This is a genomic window from Enterobacter cloacae complex sp. P1B (assembly GCF_014982345.1).
GTDB lineage: Bacteria > Pseudomonadota > Gammaproteobacteria > Enterobacterales > Enterobacteriaceae > Enterobacter > Enterobacter bugandensis.
Genome location: NZ_JADCLF010000008.1, coordinates 89,831 through 110,383, shown reverse-complemented (window position 1 = coordinate 110,383; position 20,553 = coordinate 89,831). Strand labels below are relative to the sequence as shown.

Below are 20,553 nucleotides of genomic sequence, written 5' to 3'. Positions count from 1 at the left end.
GTCTCAGCCCCCCCTCTCTGCGGGATAATCGCGATTAATCCACGCGTGGTCCTCTTCCCAGGTGAACATCCATTTGCGCACCGGACCGGCCATCACGTTGAGGTAGTAGCTGTCATACCCCGCTATCGTCGCCACCGGGTGATACCCCTTCGGCACCATCACCACGTCACGGTTGTAGACCGCCATACACTCATCCAGCGTTCTGTCTTCGGTGTAGACGCGCTGCATGCAGAACCCCTGCTCCGGGTTGAGGCGATGATAGTAGGTCTCCTCCAGGTAGGTCTCCTGCGGCGGGTTATCCGTGTCATGCTTGTGGCTCGGGTACGAGCTGGTACAGCCCTCGTTAGTCCAGACCTCCACCACCAGCAGGCTGTCGGCGGGCTTGTCTTCCGGCAGAATGTTGTGCACGTAGCGCTGGTTGTGCCCCTTGCCGCGCGCTTCAGCGTCGATATCCTGCGGGGCAATCAGCCGCGTCTGGTACGAGCCCTTGCCCGGCGCGGCGCAGACCGCCAGCTCCAGCGCCGTCAGCGCCTTCACCTGCACCGTCTCCTGCGGGGTGACGTATACCGCCCACGGTTTGATGCGCTCGAAGGGGCTCATCCGCTCGCCGATATCGTTAAACTGCGCGGAAGGCGTGGTGATAGAGGCGCGCCCGGCGACCAGCACCAGGCAGCGTTCTTCCCTGACGGCGGGCAGCGTCAGCGTCTGCCCCTCCTGCAGCTCATACGCCTCAAATCCGACGTACCCCCACCCTGCGCGTTCCGGGGTGACGGACTGAGTGCGCCCCTCCGCGTTCGGCTGCTGCCAGCGTGATAACAGACGTGACATGTCACCTCCTCAAATAAGCCCGGCGTCGCGCGCCAGGCGGCTCAGGTTGTTATACCCCAGACGAGCGTAGGTCAGCGGATGGGCAATCGCCGGATCCTGCTCGGCCTCCACCACCAGCCAGCCGCGATAGTCCTGCGCCTTCAGCAGACTCATGATCGGCGGGTAATCGACGCAGCCGTCGCCCGGCACGGTAAACACGCCGCTCAGCACCGCATCGAGGAAGCTGGTTTTGCGGTTTTTCACGTCCGCCAGCACGTCGGCGCGCACGTCTTTGCAGTGAACGTGGTTGATGCGCGACGCCCAGCGCTGCGCCACCGCCAGCGGATCGGCCCCGGCAAAGGTCAGGTGACCGGTGTCCAGCAACAGTCCCACCGCCTCTCCGGTGTGGGTCATCAGGTTGTCCACGTCGTCGGCGGACTCAATCACCGTGCCCATATGATGATGGTAAGCAATCTGGACTCCCTGCTGCTGGGTGTAGCGGGCAAATTCGGTGAGCTTCTCGCCGTACTCCTTCCAGCGCGCCTGAGGGAAGCGCGGACGCAGATGCACCGGGGTCTGCTGCTCGCCGTGAATGCAGCCGCTCACTTCCGCAAAGACCAGCACCTTCGCCCCCAGCTCGCGCAGCAGCGTCAGGTGCGGCTGCACGGCGGCGATCTCCGCCTCCACGCTGCGCTCCAGCAGGCGGCCGGAGTACCAGCCTGAGACGAGCTGCAGGTCGTGGCGCTGCAAAATCGGGCCAAGCAGGCGCGCTTCACGCGGGAATTTATTGCCCAGCTCAAAGCCGGCAAAACCGGCCTCTTTCCCTTCGCTCAGGCAGGTCTCCAGCGAGGTTTCCGCGCCGAGGGAAGGCAGATCGTCGTTCGTCCACGTCAGCGGGTTAATGCCTAATTGCACACTCATTGTTATCTCCATTATGCGTGTCCGCGCTCGCGCCACCAGGCGATAAGCTGCAGGTAGTTGTCCCGGATGCGCGCTACCAGCTGCGCATCGTCAATATCGTGCTTCAGCCACGCGCGGGAGGCGTCGCCAAACAGCGTGCGCCCCACGGCGAAGCCTTTAACCAGCGGCTGCCCCGCTGCGGCCTTGAAGCCCGCGCGCAGCTGTTCCGCCGGAGCGTCCAGACCGAGGATCACCACCCCGCGGCAGTGCGGATCCCGGCGTTCGATAATCTCGCCGAGCGCCGTCCAGACGTCGGCGGAAAGCGGCGGCAGCTTCCACCAGTCCGGGTAAATGCCCAGGTTGTAGAAGCGGGAGATGGCGCGCAGGTAGAGCTCGTCGCTGCGCGGCATGCTGGCGGGCAGGATCACCTCCAGCAGCAGCTCGTGCCCGGACCGGCAGCAGGCGTGGTACACCTCAGCGATTTTCTGCTCCTGCTCCAGACGCAGGCCGTGGGCGTCTTCCGGGTGGAAGAAGACCAGGCACTTCACCACGTGCTCCTGCGGCCAGCTGATAAGCTGGGTGCCGATGTTGCCGTGCTCCATCTCCAGCGGGCGGGAGCCCGGCAGCTCAATGGGGCGACCAATCCACCACCCTTCCCCGGTGATCGCGTTCAGCGCGTCCTGACCAAAGGTGCCGTCACACAGCAGGCCGGCTTTGCCCTCCAGCCCGGCGCGGCTCGCCGCCTCGCGGCTGGCCTGCAGGATCAGCTGCTTCAGCGCCGGAATGCGCTTAAGCGACGCACCGCACTGCATCGCCATATCCTCAAGCTGGCTGCGGTGATCGAAGGCCATCACGCACAGCTCCGGCCATTCGCGGCGGCGCGTGGTGACCCGGTGCAGATGATTAAGACGCGGGTCAAGATCCGGGCGCGGCACAACCGCAGCGCGGGAGAGATAGTCATCCAGCTCGATTTTGCTCGGCATCGCCGGGGCGCAGCCGTGGCGCGAGACCACCAGCGCGCCGCAGGCATTGGCGTAGCGGCACGCCTGCTCCCAGCCCTCGTCGTTCAGGTAGCCGCGCAGCAGGCCGGACATAAACGCGTCCCCCGCCCCGAGAACGTTCAGCACCTCCACGCGCACGCCTGTCACCGTCAGGCCGTCGTCCAGCCGGGGCGGAATGGCGTCGGTATAGACCGAGCAGCCCAGCGCGCCGCGCTTGCAGACCAGCGTTGCTTCACTGACGGCGCGCACCTGCCCCAGCGCCTGCAGGGTATCCGTGCTGCCGCCCGCAATGTGGAACTCCTCTTCGGTGCCGACAATGACGTCGAAGAGGTGCAATACCTCCTGCAGCTCGCGGGTGACCTGGTCGGCGGCGATAAAGCGCGTTTCGCCGTCGCCTAAGGAGGTGAGCCCCCACAGCACCGGACGGTAGTCGATGTCCAGCACCGTGCGCACGCCGTGACGGCGGGCATAGCCCAGTGCCGTCAGCACCGCCTCGCGGGTCTGCGGATGAGAAAGATGGGTCCCGGTGATGGCAAGACAACGTGCGGAGGCAATGTAGCTTTCATCCACATCGCTGGCGGTAATCGCCATATCCGCGCAGTTATCGCGATAAAAAATCAGAGGAAAGGTGTCCCGGTCTTTAATGCCGAGTAGCACCAGCGCCGTGAGGCGCTCTTTATCGGTAATCAGATGGCTGGTATCGCAGCCTACCTGGTTGAGCTCTTCGCGCAGGAAGCGGCCCATATGTTCATCGCCGACGCGCGCCAGCATAGACGAGCGCAGGCCCTGGCGCGCGGTGCCGTACGCCACGTTGCCGGAGGATCCGCCAAGGTATTTGGCGAAGCTCGACACGTCCTCCAGGCGGGCACCAATCTGCTGACTATAGAGGTCTACCGCCACGCGGCCCATGCATATCACATCAAACTGCTTTTCCACGTTGATACCTCATCAGACAATGTCGTTCACGTTCAGCCAGCGGCCCTGCAGGTGCGAGAGCGCAATCGCGTCCAGCACGCGCGACACCTTCCAGCCCTCTTCGAAGTCCGGCCACATCGGCGCGTCGGCGGCAATCCCGTCCACCAGGTCGCGCACCTCCACCGTTTTTTGATCGTTAAAGCCAATTCCGTGGCCTGCGCCCATGCAGAACGCGGCGTAGTCCGGGTGCGCCGGGCCGACGAGCAGCGTGCGGAACCCCTGACGGTTCACCGGATCGTCATGCAGATAGAGCTTTAGCTCCGCCATGCGCTCCTGGGTGAAGCTGATGGCGCCCTTCGTCCCGGTGATCACGTACGAGAGCCCCATCTTGCGGCCGCAGGCGACGCGGGAGGTTTCAATGACACCCTGCGCCCCGCCCGCGAAGCGCACCATCGCGTGGGCCTGATCCTCGTTTTCCACCGCAATCATCTCTGACGATCCGGCCTTCGCCGGGCGCGCCGGGACCACGATCTTCAGATCGCCGCAGACCTGCTCGATATCGCCCACCAGGTACTGAGCCATATTGACGATATGCGCCGCGAGGTCGCCCAGCGCGCCCAGCCCGGCGGTCTCTTTAAAGCAGTGCCAGTGGATGGGCGACAGCGGGTCGGCCATATAGTCTTCGTTGTGGGTGCCGTAGAAGTGGATCACATCGCCTATCTCGCCGCGGGCGATAATCTCCTTCGCCAGCTGCGCCGTCGGGTTCTTCATGTAGTTGAACCCCACCAGCGTTTTCACCCCGGCCCGCTTCGCGGCGTCGACCATCTCGCGCGCATCGTGGGCGTTGAGCGCCAGAGGCTTCTCCGAGTAGACGTGCTTGCCGTGGCGGATCGCCTCCAGCGCCATCTCTTTATGCAGGTGGTTAGGTGAGCAAATATCCACCACGTCAATGGCCGGGTCGGCCACCAGCGCCCGCCAGTCTCCCGTTGAACGGTTAAAGCCAAACGCCCGGGCGCGCTCTGCCGCCAGCTCCGGCGTGACTTCCGCCACCATCTCGCGCACCAGCCTGCCGCGCAGGTTGAACACCGTCGGGGCCTGGGCATAAGCGATAGCGTGCGCCTTGCCGATATACCCGGTGCCAATCAATCCAATACGAACCTCTTTCATCACGATCCTCACAGTGCGCCGCGACGGCTCTTGGCGTAGGTATCAAACGCCACCGCCAGAACGATAATTAACCCGGTGATAATTTGCTGGTAGTAAGCCGAGACGTTCATCAGCACCAGGCCGTTAATCAGAATGCCCATAATGATGGAGCCGATAATGGTGCCGCCGATGCGCCCGTAGCCGCCCATCAGCGACGTGCCGCCAATCACCACTGAGGCGATAACGCGCAGCTCAAAGGAGATCCCGGCCACCGCCTCGGCGCTCCCCAGACGCGCGCTCAGGATGAAGCCCGCCAGCCCGGCCAGACAGCCAATCAGCACGTAGACGCTGACGAGCACGCGCTTGACGTTAACCCCCGCCAGGCGCGCCGCCTCCGGGTTGCCGCCGATGGCGTAGACGAAGCGGCCCCAGCGGGTTTTATGCAGCGCCAGATAGCCGCCGACGGCGACGATGGCGAAGATCCAGATCGGAATGGAGATGCCGAGCAGCTCGCCGCGTCCCCACCAGCGGTAGCCAGGGTCGAAACCAGCGATCGGTGCGCCGTCGTTAATCACCAGGGTCAGGCCGCGCCAGATGGTCATCCCGCCGAGGGTGACGATAAACGGCGGCAGACGCAGGCGGGTGACGCCCAGACCGTGCAGGAAGCCAATCGCCGTACCCATCGCCAGACAAATCCCCAGCCCGATCAGCCAGCTCATGCCGCCCCAGGCGTTCGGGTCGACGGTGGTGAAGTTATCGCCCTTAATGACGTACGCCGCGGTCATGGCGCACACCGCCAGAATGGAGCCCACGGAGAGGTCGATCCCGGCGGTCAGAATGACGAAGGTCATCCCCACGGCCATGATCCCGTAGATTGAGACTTCGGTCAGGATGTTGAAAATATTGCGTTCAGAGAAAAAGTTGCTGTTCTGCGACTGGAAGAAGATCAGCAGCAGAATCATGAAAATCAACACCCCGAAGCGCTCGAAGAAGGCGATGGGATCGATGCGTCCGGCGCGTTTGACCGGGGCCTGCGTTTTAGAAATCATCTGCGTCATGAGAAACTCCGTTATGCCGCGTTCAGGGCGTTGTGGTTGATGGCCATCATCGTCATCAGCCGTTCTTCGTTAGCGTCGTCACCGTGGATCTCGCCGGTCACCCGGCCTTCGCTGAGGGTGATGATCCGGTCAGACACCGCCATCACTTCAGGCAGATCGGAGGAGATCACGATCACCGCCACGCCCTTTTTCGCCATGTCAAACAGCACCTGGTGCACTTCCGATTTGGTCCCCACGTCAATGCCGCGCGTCGGCTCATCGACGATCAGCACCCGCGGGTTGAGCGCCATGCAGCGCGCGAGGATCACCTTCTGCTGGTTACCGCCGGAGAGCTTGCGCACCTCCTGCGCGCTGTTGACCATTTTGATCTGCAGGGCCTGCCGGTAGGACTCAATCAGATCGTCCTCTTTACGGGTGTTCACAAACCAGCGCCACTGCAGCAGCGAGGAGAGGCACGAGAGCGACAGGTTGTCGCGAATCGACAGCCCGAGCACCGCCCCCTCTTTTTTACGGTCTTCGGGCACCAGCGCCACGCCCTGGTCGAGGGCATACAGCGGGTCGCGCGGCTGGTACGGCACGCCGTCCAGCTCAAAGCTCCCGGAGGTAAAGGCGTCTGCGCCAAACAGGCAGCGGGCCACCTCGGTGCGTCCCGCGCCCACCAGCCCGGCAATCCCTAAGACCTCCCCGGCATGGACGTGGAAGCTGATGTCGTGCAGGGCGATGCCGTGCGGATCCAGCGGCGGCTTTTCGCGGCTCAGCCCCTTCACCGCCAGGCGGACGGGTTTGTCTTGATGATGGGTTTCGCTGGCGGGGCGACGGTTAAAGGCCACGTCGCGCCCGACCATCAGGCGGATCAGCTGTTCGACGTTGGTCTCCGCCACCGCGCCGGTGCCGGTGAAGCGGCCGTCCTGAAATACGGTGAAGCGATCGCAGAGCTGGAAAACTTCGTGCAGGCGGTGGGTAACGTAAATAATGCTCACGCCGCGGTTTTTAAGCTCCCGCACCACGCGGTGCAGGCTTTCCACCTCGCTGTCGCTCAGCGCGGCGGAAGGTTCATCCATGATGATCAGGCGAGCGTTGAGGGTCAGCGCCCGGGCGATCTCCACCATCTGCTGCTGGGCCACGCTCAGACGGGCGACCGGCGTGGTCGGCGCAACGTTTAGCTGCAGGTAATCGAGAATGACCTGCGCCTCCTGATTTACCGCCCTTTCGTCGACGATCAGGTTCCGTTTACGCGGCTCGCGCCCGAGAAACATGTTTTCCGCGACGGTCATGTTGGGCAGCAGGTTGAATTCCTGATAGATGGTGATAATGCCCTTGTTCTGCCGTTCCACCGGGGAGTCGTCCACCGGCAGCATTTCGCCGTTGAACCAGATATCCCCGCGGGTTTGCGGCTGCGCGCCCGCAAGCGCCTTCAGCAGCGTGGATTTTCCCGCTCCGTTTTCCCCCAGCAGGGCGTGGATCTCCCCCGCGCCGACGGTCAGCTGGGCGCTGCTTAGCGCCCAGACGCCGGAAAAGCTTTTTGCCAGGTCGGTCACTTTCAGTAAGGGTTGCGACATCGGTCTGCTCCTCCTCATGTTGAGCCGCCAGAGGCGGCTCGGGACATATCAGTTACCGGCCTCACCGATACGCTCAGCCTGCTGCAGGTTCTCTTTGGTGATAAGCGTTGGCGGGTAGTCGGCCCCGGTGATGGCTTTCTTCTCGCGCACGTTGGCCACCAGCTGGCTCATCGCCGTCTGCACCGCAAAGCCCGGACGCTGATCCGCCGTTACCGCCAGCCAGCCATCGCGCACACGGGCCAGCGCTTCCGGCACCGCATCAAAGCCGGTCACGAGGATTTCACCCGGCTTCACGCCCTGACTCTGCAGGGCTTCAATCGCGCCCAGCGCCATATCGTCGTTGGCGGAGAGGATCACCTGCGGGCGTTTCGGTAGCGAAGGCAGAACGCTTTCGACGATGCGCATCCCTTCAGAACGCATCCAGTTGCCGGTCTGATCGGCGACGATCTTGTACTTATCCCCGCCCGCCTTCAGGCTATCGCGGATCCCTTTGGTGCGTTCAATATTGGAAGAGGAACCCGGCTGGCCGGTGAGCAGGATGATCTCTGCCCCGTCGGGGAATTTGGTTTTGACGAAGTCGCCAATCGCCTGGCCGCCTTTGTAGTTGTTGGCGCCAAAGTGGGGCACTTTCTTCTGGCTGTCGACGGAGCGGTCAAGGGTGACCACCGGCAGCTTCGCATCCTGAATTTCATCCACCGCGCTGGAGACCGCGTTCACGTCGTTCGGGGAGACGATAAAGCCCTGCGCCCCGCGGGTGATGGCGTTTTCCAGATCAGCCACCTGCTTGGGTGAACTGCCCTGCCCGTCCAGTACCTGAAGCTTCACGCCCATCTCTTTCGCGGCTTTCACCGCCGTACGCTGCATGTGAACCTCAAACGGCATGGCCAGGTTTGGCGTACTGAAAACAATCTGCTCGTTTTCGGCGAGGGCGGCCCCGGACGTCATGGCGATGAGGGCGGCTAAGATCAGTTTTTTCATTATTATGTCTCTCTGTGTAGGGTTGTTGTGTTTAGAGGACGATCTCGCGCTGGCTACGCAGCGACTCCAGCGCTTTATCCGCGAGGTACAGCGCACGTTCACCATCATCGCCGCTGCAGTCAGGCATCGCTTCGCCGCGCAGGACCGCAACAAAGTGTTCCCATTCCGCGGCGTAAGCGGATTTGTAGCGCTGCAGGAAGAAGTGTTCCGGCAGCGCGCTGGTGCAGCCCTCTTTGCCGTAGTGCTGCACCTGGTTTTCCAGAATATTGCCGGCGCACAGCAGCCCTTCGGAGCCGTGCAGCTCCAGGCGCTGGTCGTAACCGTAAGAGGAGCGGCGGCTGTTGACGATGGTCGCCATCGCGCCGGAGGCATATTTCAGAACGATAAACGCGGTATCGATATCCCCCGCCTCGCCAATCGCCGGATCCACCAGGTTACTGCCCTGGGCATACACCGACACCGGCTCTTCGCCCATGATGAAACGGGCCATGTCGAAGTCGTGAATGGTCATATCGCGGAACATGCCGCCGGAGACGCGCACGTACTCCGCGGGCGGCGGAGACGGGTCGCGGGAGATGATCAGCAACGATTCCGGCTTGCCGATGCGCCCGGCCTGGGCATCGGTTTTCACGCGGCGGAACTGCGGGTCAAAGCGGCGGTTAAAGCCGATGAACAGCGGCACGTCGTACTCTTTAACCACTTTCAGGCAGTCGCGCACGCGGGCGAGGTCGAGGTGTACCGGCTTTTCGCAGAAGATAGCCTTGCCGTGGCGGGCGGCCATTTCAATCAGATCCGCGTGGGTGTCGGTGGCGGAGGCGATCAGCACGGCGTGAACGTTAGGGTCGGTCATCGCCTCATCCACGCTCTGCTGGCGGGCCTGATAGTGTGCGGCGAGACGGGTGGCAAATTCCTGATTCGGGTCAACCACGGACCAGAGCGTGGTCGCGCCGTGGCTGGCGATGTTAGCTGCATGTACCTGGCCAATTCGGCCAGCGCCCAGTAAAGCAATGTTAAACATAACGGCTCCCGGTGTTGGTGAATGCTGTAAACTAACGACCCTATAAATAAAACATTTATTTCATTTTTATAAATAGTGAAAATTATGTTTTTGAGTGCGGGTTAACACTTTTGAGATGTATGAGATAATTTTTGTTATCAATCTCACAACATGAAAGAAGGTACTGCTCACCCCTCACCCCGGCCCTCTCCCCAAAGGAGCGAGGGAGAAAAGAGTGCACCACCCCATCCCCTCTCCACTTTTGGGAGAGGGTTAGGGTGAGGGGAAAATGAAATGAAAATTTCGTTAAGACAGGAAAACTCAATACTGACGGGCTTTTTTCACCTGCGCCTGCGTTTGCTCCGCGGCCTCACGCACGGCAGACGACTCTGCCACCTGCGCGTCACCGGTTCGCCACCACGAGGCGTAGTCATGGGTCATGGTCTTCGGCAATACCTTGATGTCCAGCAGCGTCGGGCCCGGATGGGCGCGTGACGCCTCAAGCGCCGCCAGCAGGCTCTGCTCGTCGTTCACCCGCCACGCGCGGCAACCGTAGCTTTCCGCGTTTTGCGCAAAATCGACTTTCACCAGCGGCCCGTCAAGCCGCCCGGTTTCCGGGTTGCGATGGCGATTTTCCGTGCCGAAGCTGCCCATCCCGTGACCCATCTGCAGGTTGTTAATGCAGCCGAAGCTGGCGTTATCAAACAGCAGAACGGTGACCTTAATGCCCTCCTGTACGGCGGTTTGCAGCTCGGAGTGCAGCATCATGTAGGAGCCATCCCCCACCATGGCGTAAACCGGCTGCCCGGGGCGGGCGAGCTTCGCGCCGATGGCCGCCGCAATCTCGTAGCCCATGCAGGAGTAGCCGTACTCCAGGTGATAGCTGTCCGGCGTTTTGACCTGCCAGAGGCGCTGTAAATCTCCCGGCAGCGAACCGGCCGCGCCCACCACGATGGCGTTATCTTCCACATGCTGATTGATCAGCCCCAGCACCCGCGTCTGGGTCAGGCGGGTGTTGAGCGTCTCGCCGTATTCCGCCAGCTGCGCGTCCAAATGCCCCGCCACTTCGGGCGCGTCGTCCGGATGCCACTGGCGATCCCACAGGCGGCGGCACTCATCGCGCCACGCGGATTTCGCCTGGGCGATCGCCTCTCCCCAGCCGCTGCGGTAATCGCCGAGCTCGTGGGTTAAGGCCTGGAGCCCGGTTTGGGCATCGGCAATCAGCGCGGTGGCGTCCAGCTTCAGGGCGTCAAACTCGGCCACGTTCAGCAGCAGGAATTCGACGTCCGGGTGGGAAAAGAGCGCCTTGGAGCCGGTGGTAAAGTCGGTCAGGCGCGTGCCGACGCCAATCACTAAGTCAGCCTGTGGCGCGAGCTGGTTGGCGGCCATTCCGCCCGTCACTCCTACGCCGCCGAGGTTAAGTGGGTGGTCACTTACCAGCGCCCCCTTCCCGGCCTGCGTTTCGGCAAACGGCAGCTGCAGCGTCTCGACAAATTCGCGAAACGCCTCATGCGCGCCGGAGTAACGCACGCCGCCGCCGCACACCACCAGCGGACGGCGCTTGCGGGCGATCAGCGTCCGCGCCTGCGCCAGTCGCTGCGGATCGGGCGGACGGCGTTCGATGTGGTGCACCCGACGCGCGAAGAAGCTTAGCGGGTAGTCCCACGCTTCCCCTTGCACGTCCTGCGGCAGACAGAGGGTCACCGCTCCGGTATCTGCGGGGTCAGTAAGCGTTCGCATCGCGCTTAGCATGGCGCTCATGAGCTGCTCGGGGCGGTTGATGCGGTCCCAGTAGCGGGAAACCGGACGGAAGCAGTCGTTGGTGCTGATGCTGAGATCGTGATACTGCTCGATCTGCTGCAGCACCGGGTCCGGCTGGCGGCTGGCGTAGATATCGCCCGGCAGCAGTAAAAGCGGGATGCGGTTCGCCGTGGCGGTGGCCGCTGCCGTGACCATATTGGCGGCGCCCGGCCCGACCGAGGAGGTGACGGCAAAAATGCGCTGGCGGCGGTGCTGTTTGGCGAATCCCGTCGCCATGTGGGCAATGCCCTGCTCGTTGCACCCCTGCATGATTTTCAGATGACCGGGATCCTGCTCCAGCGCCTGGCCAATACCCAGCACGTTGCCGTGCCCAAAGATCGTCGCCACGCCCTCCACGAAGGGCGTTTCGTTGCCGTCAACGCTGACGTACTGTTGATTCAGGAACCGGACCAGCGCCTGGGCCATGGTCATACGTTCGGTTTGCATAATGCCTCCTGTCAGCCCAGCGTCGGCATGGAGAACGCAGCGCCTGTCTCCTGCTGCATTTCCGGCCAGCGCGCGGTGATGGTTTTCATTCGGGTGTAGAAACGCACGCCGTCGTTGCCGTGTACGTTGAGCGCGCCAAAGATGGAACGCTTCCAGCCACCGAAACTGTGGAATGCCATCGGCACCGGGATCGGCACGTTGACCCCCACCATGCCCGCCTGCACCTCTTCGCAGAAGCGGCGCGCGCAGCCGCCGTCACGGGTGAAGATCGCCGAGCCATTACCATATTCATGGCGGTTAATGAGGTCCACCGCGCTGGCGTAATCTGCTACGCGCACCACAGAAAGCACCGGGCCAAAAATCTCTTCTTTATAGATGGTCATCTCCGGTGTGACGTTATCGAACAGCGTCGGCCCGACGAAGTAGCCCTGCTCGTGGCCCTTCACGCTGAAGCCGCGCCCGTCCACGCGCAATTTCGCCCCCTGCGCTTCCCCGCTGTCGATATAGCCCAGCACCTTGCTGCGGTGCGCGGAGGAGATAAGCGGCCCCATTTCGTTTTCCGGCGTCTGGTCCAGCCCCGGCCCGACGCGTAGCGCTTCAATCTGTTTTTCCAGCCGGGTGCAGAGGTCATCGGCGGTTTTATCCCCCACCGCCAGCACCACCGAGAGCGCCATGCAGCGTTCCCCCGCCGCGCCGTACGCCGCGCCCATGATGGCGTTGGTCGCCATCTCCATGTCGGCATCCGGCATTAAAATGCAGTGGTTTTTCGCGCCGCCCAGCGCCTGACAGCGCTTACCGTGGGAGGAGGCGGTCTGGTAAATGTATTCGGCAATCGGCGTGGAGCCGACAAAGCTCACCGCCTGCACGCGCGGGTCGGTCAGGAGCACGTCAACGGACTCTTTATCCCCCTGCACCACGTTGAAGACGCCGTCCGGCAGGCCTGCCTCTTTTAGCAGCTGTGCCAGCGCGAGCGCGAGAGAAGGGGCTTTTTCCGACGGCTTCAGCACGAAGGTATTCCCGGTCGCCAGCGCAATGGGGAACATCCACATCGGCACCATCGCCGGGAAGTTAAACGGCGTGATCCCGGCGCAGACGCCGAGCGGCTGCATCAGCGAGTGGCTGTCGACGCCGGTACCGACGTTCGCAGAGTGTTCACCCTTTTGCAGATGCGGGATACCGCAGGCAAATTCCACCACTTCCAGGCCGCGGGTCAGTTCGCCCACCGCGTCGGAGAAGACCTTGCCGTGCTCTTCGCTGATGATGCGGGCCAGGCGCGTCATGTTCTCTTCCAGCAGCGCCTTGAAGCGGAACATCACGCGCGCGCGCTTAAGCGGAGCCTGGCGCGCCCACGCGGGAAACGCCTGCTGCGCGGCGGCAATCGCCTGCTCCGTTTCCTGTGCCGTACTCATCACCACCTGGCGGATCTGCTCGCCGGTGGCCGGGTTGAAGATCGCCTGAACGCGCTGGCCTGAACCGGTGACACATTCGCCGTGAATAAAATTCGCTACCGTCTCCATCCTTAACCTCTCGCTGTTGATACGTGACTGTTACCTGAACGCTGTGTACTGGACACTATATATGAAACAAATATTCCATTTTAAGTTGAAATAAAATAAATGATGATTATTGTGATCAAGGATGGATTTTTATGTTAACAGCCAGCAACACTGGCGCTGCGTGCGCTATTAAGGGATTTCGGGCGAGGAAATAACTGAAGCTTCTGTTTCATTTTTGCTGCCAGATGGATGGCCGACATTTAAAAGACGCGGTTTTGCGTTTAGAATCATCAGACTGTATTTGGGGGATAACATGACGACAGCAACCAGCCTGAACGAACTGCAGCAGCAAATCCGCGATCGTTACGATAGCCTGAGCAAGAGGCTGCAGCAGGTCTCCCGCTACGTGCTGGATAACACCAACAGCGTGGCCTTTGATACGGTTGCCGTCATTGCCGAGCGCGCCGACGTGCCGCCTTCGACGCTGATCCGCTTTGCTAACGCCTTTGACTTCACCGGTTTCAACGAAATGAAACAGCTGTTTCGCATGAACCTGGTGGAGGAGACTGCCAGCTACAGCGACCGCGCGCGGCTGTTCCGCGAAATGGAGAGCGAGGCCGTGCCGGAAACGCCGCTCGATATTCTGCAGGAGTTCGCCCGCTCGAACGCGCAGGCGCTGCAGCAGCTGGCCGCCCGCGCCGAGCCGGAAATGCTGGAGCGCGCGGTACAGCTGCTGGCCGACGCCGACACTATCTACATCGCCGGACTGCGCCGCTCGTTTAGCGTCGCTGCCTACCTCACCTACGCCCTGAGCCACCTGGAGTGCCGCCCTATCCTGCTCGACGGCATGGGCGGGATGCTGCGCGAGCAAATCAGCCGCATTAAGGCGCGCGACATCGTGGTGTCGATCAGCTTCTCGCCGTACGCGGAAGAGACGGTGATGGTCAGCGAAACCGCCGCCAGCGTCGGCGCCCGGCAGATCGTGATTACGGACAGTCAGATAAGCCCGCTGGCAACGTTCAGCGATCTCTGCTTTGTGGTGAAGGAGGCGCAGGTGGACGCGTTTCGGTCTCAGTCGGCAACGCTGTGCCTGGTGCAGTCGCTGGTGGTGGCGCTGGCGTATAGGTTGGGGAGTGGAGAGAAATAGTCTGCATTGCCTTAGCCGGCCGGAAACGACACAGCCGTCATCCGGCATTTCGGTCAGTTCTTTTATTCAAAGGACTATCTGAGCCTTTTATTGAAGGCATTTATAGAAGAAAAATCAATCAGTTTACTTTCTCGAAGGTTGCGAGATTGCGGTTTGATAGATGGTGATTTGAGAGAATAATATGTCAAACAACAGGAATATCCTGCAGACATAACTCAACTAACAATTCAACAACTAAATATAATAGTTTGGCGTATTTATGTTTAAACTCTACGCTGAAATTTCTTCATTTCATTGGGACTTATGTATTGGTCTGAGATGAGCATAACTCCTAAGTCCACGAGGACAAATTCAGTGTTCCCCTACACTAACGCTTACAAGACTACGCGAAATGCATACTCTTCTGGCTAATTCATTTATTGCAGTGATGTAAATATATCCTGCAGCGGTAACCATGCAGGGTTCAGAATAATCAGTCTCATAACGATCGCTATTGGATATTTAAAATTCTAATCCTCTAAACAATTTCCTTGATGCAGAAATGTTCAACAAAGTATAATCCTAGGACGTGGAATAATAGATGATATGTTATGGATACGATGAATATTGGACTAACTGAAATTTTATCATTTGCCGCATTAATTGTATCGGCATTAAGTATGTTATATGCAAAAAAGCAAAGTGATTTTGCGAAGAAAGATCATTTCAATGACTATCGTTCTCATTTATCTCAATCTCATTTAAAATATAGAAGTGCACTAACTGAAACACAAAAAAAACATAAAAATGATCTTATTAAATTAAGTAGACTAGCTGGGGAAACATTAATAAGAATAGTAAACCACTTCGATCAATATGATACCAATCAGCATGCAGAGAGATATCTACGACATTTACTGCATGAAAGTTCAGAAATGGTTTTCCGTACATTCCAAGGGCAACTCGCCTGGCAAACCTCAGAAAACATATCACATAGATTTTACCAAATATCCTTCCTTGAGGATAACCTTAATCCTATTAAAAATATATTTGGAGATCGTTCTTTCAGGAAGAAAATTCATTCAAAGTATGATTTAGATCCAAATGCATATCTAGAGGCGGATTTATTGAATGATACTTATTTTTGCAATCTGGTTTTAGAGATGAAAGCAAGAGTTGATCAATCTAAACTGCAAGAACTGATGAGCAACGTTCAAAAAGAAATGATTAACTTTAATATGTTGCACAACAATCTAAAAGCCGATCTCTCCATAAGTGCTAATTATCTTGACGATTTAATCCTTCAGGGAAATAAAGAGCACTTCCCACTGAGAGAATCTCCACAACTTTATTCTGAAATAAAAAGAACAAAAACACAATTGAAAACATTAGGCTATATAAATATACCTGAGGACTTGGATAAATCTTTTAGTGGGAGGAATTATTTCTCAATATCCAAAAGTATTTATTTATGTGCTCTCCTTCATGCAATACAATGCTTACATTCATGGGGCTGGGATTATGAACAATAAGGTATTATAAATTCAATTAGGATATTTAAATCTTTAACTTTTAAAAAGAACACCAATAGATAAAATTTATTGGTGTTCTTTTATTAAGTCAGGCAATGAAAAAATTTACTCCATCATTCCCACTCAATCGTAGCCGGTGGCTTACCGCTGATGTCATAGACCACGCGGGAAATACCGTTCACTTCGTTGATGATGCGGTTAGACACGCGGCCTAAGAAGTCATACGGCAGGTGCGCCCAGTGCGCGGTCATGAAGTCGATGGTTTCCACCGCACGCAGGGAAACAACCCAGTCGTACTTACGGCCATCGCCCATTACCCCGACGGAGCGAACCGGCAGGAACACGGTGAACGCCTGGCTCACTTTGTTGTACAGGTCAGCTTTGTGCAGCTCTTCGATGAAGATCGCGTCCGCGCGACGCAGCAGGTCGCAGTACTCTTTCTTCACTTCGCCCAGCACGCGCACGCCCAGACCCGGACCCGGGAATGGATGACGGTAGAGCATGTCGTACGGCAGACCCAGTTCCAGACCGATCTTACGCACTTCGTCTTTGAACAGCTCGCGCAGCGGTTCAACCAGACCCATCTTCATCTCTTTCGGCAGGCCGCCCACGTTGTGGTGAGATTTGATGACGTGCGCTTTACCGGTTGCGGATGCCGCAGACTCGATCACGTCAGGGTAGATAGTACCCTGCGCCAGCCACTTCACGTCTTCCAGCTTCAGCGCTTCTTCGTCGAACACTTCCACGAACACGCGGCCGATGATCTTACGTTTCGCTTCCGGATCGTTCTCGCCTTTCAGCGCGTCCAGGAAGCGCTGCTCGCCTTCCACGTGAACGATGTTCAGACCGAAGTGGTCGCCGAACATGTCCATGACCTGCTTCGCTTCGTTCAGACGCAACAGACCGTTGTCCACGAAGACGCAGGTCAGGTTTTTGCCGATGGCACGGTGCAGCAGCATCGCGGTGACGGAGGAGTCCACGCCGCCGGAGAGGCCGAGGATCACTTTGTCATCGCCAACCTGCTGGCGGATACGCTCAACGGCGTCGTCGATGATTTTTGCCGGGGTCCACAGGGCTTCACACTGGCAGATGTCACGCACGAAGCGCTCCAGCATGCGCATACCCTGACGGGTGTGGGTCACTTCCGGGTGGAACTGCACGCCGTAGAAGCGTTTTTCTTCGTTCGCCATGATGGCGAACGGGCAGCTTTCGGTGCTGGCAACGGTCACGAAGTCGGACGGGATGGCGGTGACTTTGTCGCCGTGGCTCATCCACACGTCCAGCAGCGGCTTGCCGTCTGCGGTCAGGGAGTCTTCGATACCGCGCACCAGCGCGCTGTCGGTGACGACTTCAACCTGCGCGTAGCCGAACTCGCGCTCGTTAGAGCCTTCTACGTGGCCGCCCAGCTGCATCGCCATGGTCTGCATGCCGTAGCAGACGCCGAATACCGGTACGCCCGCTTCGAACACGTACTGCGGCGCGCGCGGGCTGTTCTCTTCGGTGGTGCTTTCAGGGCCGCCGGACAGGATGATGCCGCTTGGATTGAATTCGCGAATCTGTGCTTCCGTGACATCCCACGCCCACAGCTCACAGTAAACGCCCAGTTCACGCACGCGGCGCGCGACCAGCTGAGTGTACTGAGAACCGAAGTCCAGGATGAGAATGCGATGTTTATGAATGTTTTCCGTCATTGACGCTAATTCCGAGGCAAGTGAAACAAAACAAAGCGCCCGGCAGAAGCCGGGCGCGGAAACTTATCAGGAGCCCAGACGGTAGTTCGGGGACTCTTTGGTGATAGTCACGTCGTGAACGTGGCTCTCCTGGATACCCGCACCGCTGATGCGTACGAATTCCGCTTTGGTACGCAGCAGGTCAATGGTACCACAGCCGGTCAGACCCATACAGGAACGCAGGCCGCCCATCTGCTGGTGAATGATCTCTTTCAGACGGCCTTTATAGGCCACGCGGCCTTCGATACCTTCCGGTACCAGTTTGTCAGCAGCGTTATCGGTCTGGAAGTAACGGTCAGAGGAACCTTTGGACATCGCGCCCAGGGAGCCCATCCCACGGTAAGATTTGTAAGAACGGCCCTGGTAGAGTTCGATTTCGCCCGGGGATTCTTCGGTACCAGCGAGCATGGAGCCTACCATTACGGCAGCAGCGCCCGCGGCGATGGCTTTCGCGATATCGCCAGAGAAGCGGATACCGCCGTCAGCGATAACCGGAATACCGGTGCCTTCCAGCGCTTCAACCGCGTCAGAAACCGCGGTGATCTGTGGAACGCCTACGCCGGTCACGATACGGGTGGTACAGATGGAGCCAGGGCCGATACCCACTTTCACCGCGCTGCAGCCGGCGTCAGCCAGCGCGCGAGCGCCTGCGCCCGTCGCCACGTTGCCGCCAATGATCTGCAGGTCAGGGTATTTTGCACGGGTGTCGCGAATACGCTGCAGCACGCCTTCGGAGTGGCCGTGAGAGGAGTCAATCAGCAGGACGTCAACGCCCGCCGCCACCAGCGCGTCAACGCGCTCTTCGTTACCTGCACCCGCGCCTACGGCAGCGCCGACGCGCAGGCGGCCATGCTCGTCTTTACAGGCGTTCGGTTTACGTTCTGCTTTCTGGAAATCTTTAACGGTGATCATGCCGCGCAGGTGGAAGTTCGCATCCACAACCAGCGCTTTCTCAACGCGTTTTTCGTGCATTTTCGCCAGCACCACGTCGCGAGTTTCGCCTTCGCGGACGGTCACCAGACGCTCTTTTGGCGTCATGTAGACGCTGACAGGCTGGTTCAGGTCAGTCACGAAGCGCACGTCACGACCGGTGATGATGCCCACCAGTTCATTGTCTTCGGTCACTACCGGGTAGCCGGCAAAGCCGTTACGTTCGGTCAGGGCTTTCACTTCGTGCAGGGTAGTGGTTGGCAGAACGGTCTGAGGATCGGACACGATGCCGGACTCATGCTTCTTCACGCGGCGAACTTCTTCCGCCTGACGCTCGATAGACATGTTTTTGTGGATAAAGCCAATGCCGCCTTCCTGTGCCAGGGCGATAGCCAGGCGCGCTTCAGTCACGGTGTCCATTGCCGCGGAGAGCATAGGAATGTTCAGACGAATGGTTTTCGTCAACTGCGTGCTGAGGTCGGCAGTATTCGGCAGAACGGTGGAATGAGCGGGAACGAGGAGGACGTCGTCAAACGTCAGTGCTTCTTTAGCGATACGTAGCATGGGCAATATCTCTGACCTGGGTGGTTAAATATTGCCGTGGCATTATACAGAGCGTAACCGATTGCATCTACACTTTTTTGAAAAAATGCTTGCTAATGCCTCTCAGCAGGTTACTATCGACTGAATAACTTGCTGATTTAGAATTTGATCCCGCTCACATGTTATCCTCTCAATCCCCCTCAATTTATACTGTCAGCCGCCTTAATCAGACGGTGCGTTTGCTGCTTGAGCAGGAAATGGGGCAGGTCTGGATCAGCGGTGAAATCTCAAACTTCACGCAACCGTCTTCCGGACACTGGTACTTTACCTTAAAAGACGATACCGCCCAGGTGCGCTGCGCGATGTTCCGCAACAGCAACCGTCGCGTGACGTTCCGTCCGCAGCACGGCCAGCAGGTTCTGGTTCGCGCCAATATCACCCTGTATGAGCCGCGCGGCGATTATCAAATCATCGTTGAAAGCATGCAGCCCGCGGGCGAAGGCCTGCTGCAGCAAAAGTATGAACAGTTAAAGGCGAAGCTCTCCGAAGAGGGACTTTTCGACCAACAGTTCAAAAAGCCGCTGCCCTCACCTGCCCACTGCGTGGGTGTCATCACCTCGAAAACCGGTGCCGCCCTGCACGACATTTTGCACGTACTGAAGCGTCGCGATCCTTCCCTGCCCGTCATTATCTACCCGACCGCCGTTCAGGGTGACGATGCGCCAGGCCAGATTGTACGCGCCATTGAACTGGCAAATGCGCGTAAGGAGTGTGACGTGTTGATCGTCGGGCGCGGCGGTGGCTCGCTGGAAGACCTGTGGAGCTTTAACGACGAGCGCGTGGCGCGGGCAATCTTTGCAAGCGAGATCCCCGTGGTGAGCGCCGTCGGGCATGAAACGGACGTGACAATCGCGGATTTTGTTGCGGATCTGCGTGCGCCTACGCCGTCCGCGGCGGCGGAAGTGGTGAGCCGTAACCAGCTGGAGCTGCTGCGTCAGCTTCAGAACGGCCAGCAGCGTCTTGAGATAGCGATGGACTACTTCCTTGCCAACCGTACCCGCCGCTTTACCCAGCTTCATCACCGTCTTCAGCAGCAGCACCCGCAGCTTCGTCTGGCGCGTCAGCAGACCGTGCTGGAACGCCTGCGTCAGCGCATGAACTTTGCGCTTGATAATCAGCTTAAGCGCGCGGTGACGCGCCAGCAGCGTGTGACCCAGCGCCTGAACCAGCAGAATCCGCAACCGAAAATCTATCGTGCGCAAACGCGCATTCAGCAGCTGGAATATCGTCTGGCGGAGACTCTCCGGGCGCGCCTGAGCACCACACGTGAGCGTTTTGGCAACGCGGTGACCCATCTGGAAGCCGTCAGCCCCCTCTCCACGCTGGCGCGCGGCTATAGCGTAACGACGGCAGCGGACGGCAAAGTGCTGAAGCAAACCAAACAGGTGAACACCGGTGACGTTCTTACCACCCGCCTGTCTGACGGCTGGGTGGAAAGCGAAGTGAAATCAATTAAACCGGTGAAAAAGACGCGTCAGCGCAAAACCGGATAATTCTTCGCCGGTTACTTACTATACTGCTGCTATTC

Annotated in this window: 15 protein-coding genes; 3 read left to right on the top strand and 12 right to left on the bottom strand. The window is 59.1% G+C overall.

Annotated features, from left to right (window positions below; genetic code table 11):
- Nucleotides 1–3: 3 nt before the first annotated feature.
- From iolB to INF77_RS08945, 10 genes are all read right to left on the bottom strand, one after another.
- Nucleotides 4–828, bottom strand: coding sequence for a 5-deoxy-glucuronate isomerase (iolB, locus tag INF77_RS08990; RefSeq protein ID WP_193532282.1), 825 nt, complete (start codon nt 826–828; stop codon nt 4–6).
- 9 nt (nt 829–837) lie between these two features.
- Nucleotides 838–1,728: a myo-inosose-2 dehydratase gene (iolE, locus tag INF77_RS08985; protein ID WP_028014042.1), complete on the bottom strand. Its 891-nt coding sequence runs from the start codon at nt 1,726–1,728 to the stop codon at nt 838–840.
- An 11-nt stretch (nt 1,729–1,739) separates the two neighbouring features.
- Complete coding sequence (iolC, locus tag INF77_RS08980; RefSeq protein ID WP_193532281.1) at nt 1,740–3,644, bottom strand: 5-dehydro-2-deoxygluconokinase; 1,905 nt, start codon at nt 3,642–3,644, stop codon at nt 1,740–1,742.
- A gap of 12 nt (nt 3,645–3,656) precedes the next feature.
- Complete coding sequence (locus INF77_RS08975) at nt 3,657–4,790, bottom strand: Gfo/Idh/MocA family protein (protein WP_063155437.1); 1,134 nt, start codon at nt 4,788–4,790, stop codon at nt 3,657–3,659.
- 8 nt (nt 4,791–4,798) lie between these two features.
- A complete protein-coding gene (locus INF77_RS08970; RefSeq protein WP_028014045.1) occupies nt 4,799–5,827 on the bottom strand; it encodes an ABC transporter permease in 1,029 nt (342 codons plus the stop codon).
- Between the two features lie 11 nt (nt 5,828–5,838).
- A complete protein-coding gene (locus INF77_RS08965; protein WP_028014046.1) occupies nt 5,839–7,386 on the bottom strand; it encodes a sugar ABC transporter ATP-binding protein in 1,548 nt (515 codons plus the stop codon).
- A gap of 48 nt (nt 7,387–7,434) precedes the next feature.
- Nucleotides 7,435–8,364, bottom strand: a complete 930-nt coding sequence (locus INF77_RS08960) for a sugar ABC transporter substrate-binding protein (protein WP_041908742.1) — start codon at nt 8,362–8,364, stop codon at nt 7,435–7,437.
- A 31-nt stretch (nt 8,365–8,395) separates the two neighbouring features.
- Entirely contained in the window at nt 8,396–9,382 is a 987-nt protein-coding gene (gene iolG / locus INF77_RS08955; protein WP_193532280.1) for an inositol 2-dehydrogenase, read from the bottom strand.
- A gap of 300 nt (nt 9,383–9,682) precedes the next feature.
- Complete coding sequence (gene iolD / locus INF77_RS08950; RefSeq protein WP_193532975.1) at nt 9,683–11,608, bottom strand: 3D-(3,5/4)-trihydroxycyclohexane-1,2-dione acylhydrolase (decyclizing); 1,926 nt, start codon at nt 11,606–11,608, stop codon at nt 9,683–9,685.
- A gap of 11 nt (nt 11,609–11,619) precedes the next feature.
- Nucleotides 11,620–13,125 carry a CoA-acylating methylmalonate-semialdehyde dehydrogenase gene (locus INF77_RS08945; RefSeq protein WP_193532974.1) on the bottom strand — a complete coding sequence of 502 codons (1,506 nt, stop codon included), beginning with the start codon at nt 13,123–13,125 and terminating at the stop codon, nt 11,620–11,622.
- 292 nt (nt 13,126–13,417) lie between these two features.
- Here INF77_RS08945 and INF77_RS08940 point away from each other — a divergent pair, with 292 nt between their 5' ends.
- A complete protein-coding gene (locus INF77_RS08940) occupies nt 13,418–14,251 on the top strand; it encodes a MurR/RpiR family transcriptional regulator (protein ID WP_024908667.1) in 834 nt (277 codons plus the stop codon).
- A gap of 590 nt (nt 14,252–14,841) precedes the next feature.
- Nucleotides 14,842–15,762: a hypothetical protein gene (locus tag INF77_RS08935; RefSeq protein ID WP_227415156.1), complete on the top strand. Its 921-nt coding sequence runs from the start codon at nt 14,842–14,844 to the stop codon at nt 15,760–15,762.
- A 113-nt stretch (nt 15,763–15,875) separates the two neighbouring features.
- On the opposite strand, the gene guaA is transcribed toward INF77_RS08935, so the two are convergent.
- The gene (guaA, locus tag INF77_RS08930; protein ID WP_003860599.1) at nt 15,876–17,453 is read right to left on the bottom strand and encodes a glutamine-hydrolyzing GMP synthase; all 1,578 of its coding nucleotides are present in this window, start codon (nt 17,451–17,453) and stop codon (nt 15,876–15,878) included.
- A gap of 66 nt (nt 17,454–17,519) precedes the next feature.
- Nucleotides 17,520–18,986 carry an IMP dehydrogenase gene (guaB, locus tag INF77_RS08925; protein ID WP_014884799.1) on the bottom strand — a complete coding sequence of 489 codons (1,467 nt, stop codon included), beginning with the start codon at nt 18,984–18,986 and terminating at the stop codon, nt 17,520–17,522.
- Nucleotides 18,987–19,144: 158 nt separating this feature from the next.
- Between guaB and xseA the strand changes: the two genes are divergently transcribed.
- Nucleotides 19,145–20,518, top strand: a complete 1,374-nt coding sequence (xseA, locus tag INF77_RS08920) for an exodeoxyribonuclease VII large subunit (protein WP_193532640.1) — start codon at nt 19,145–19,147, stop codon at nt 20,516–20,518.
- Nucleotides 20,519–20,553 lie beyond the last annotated feature (35 nt).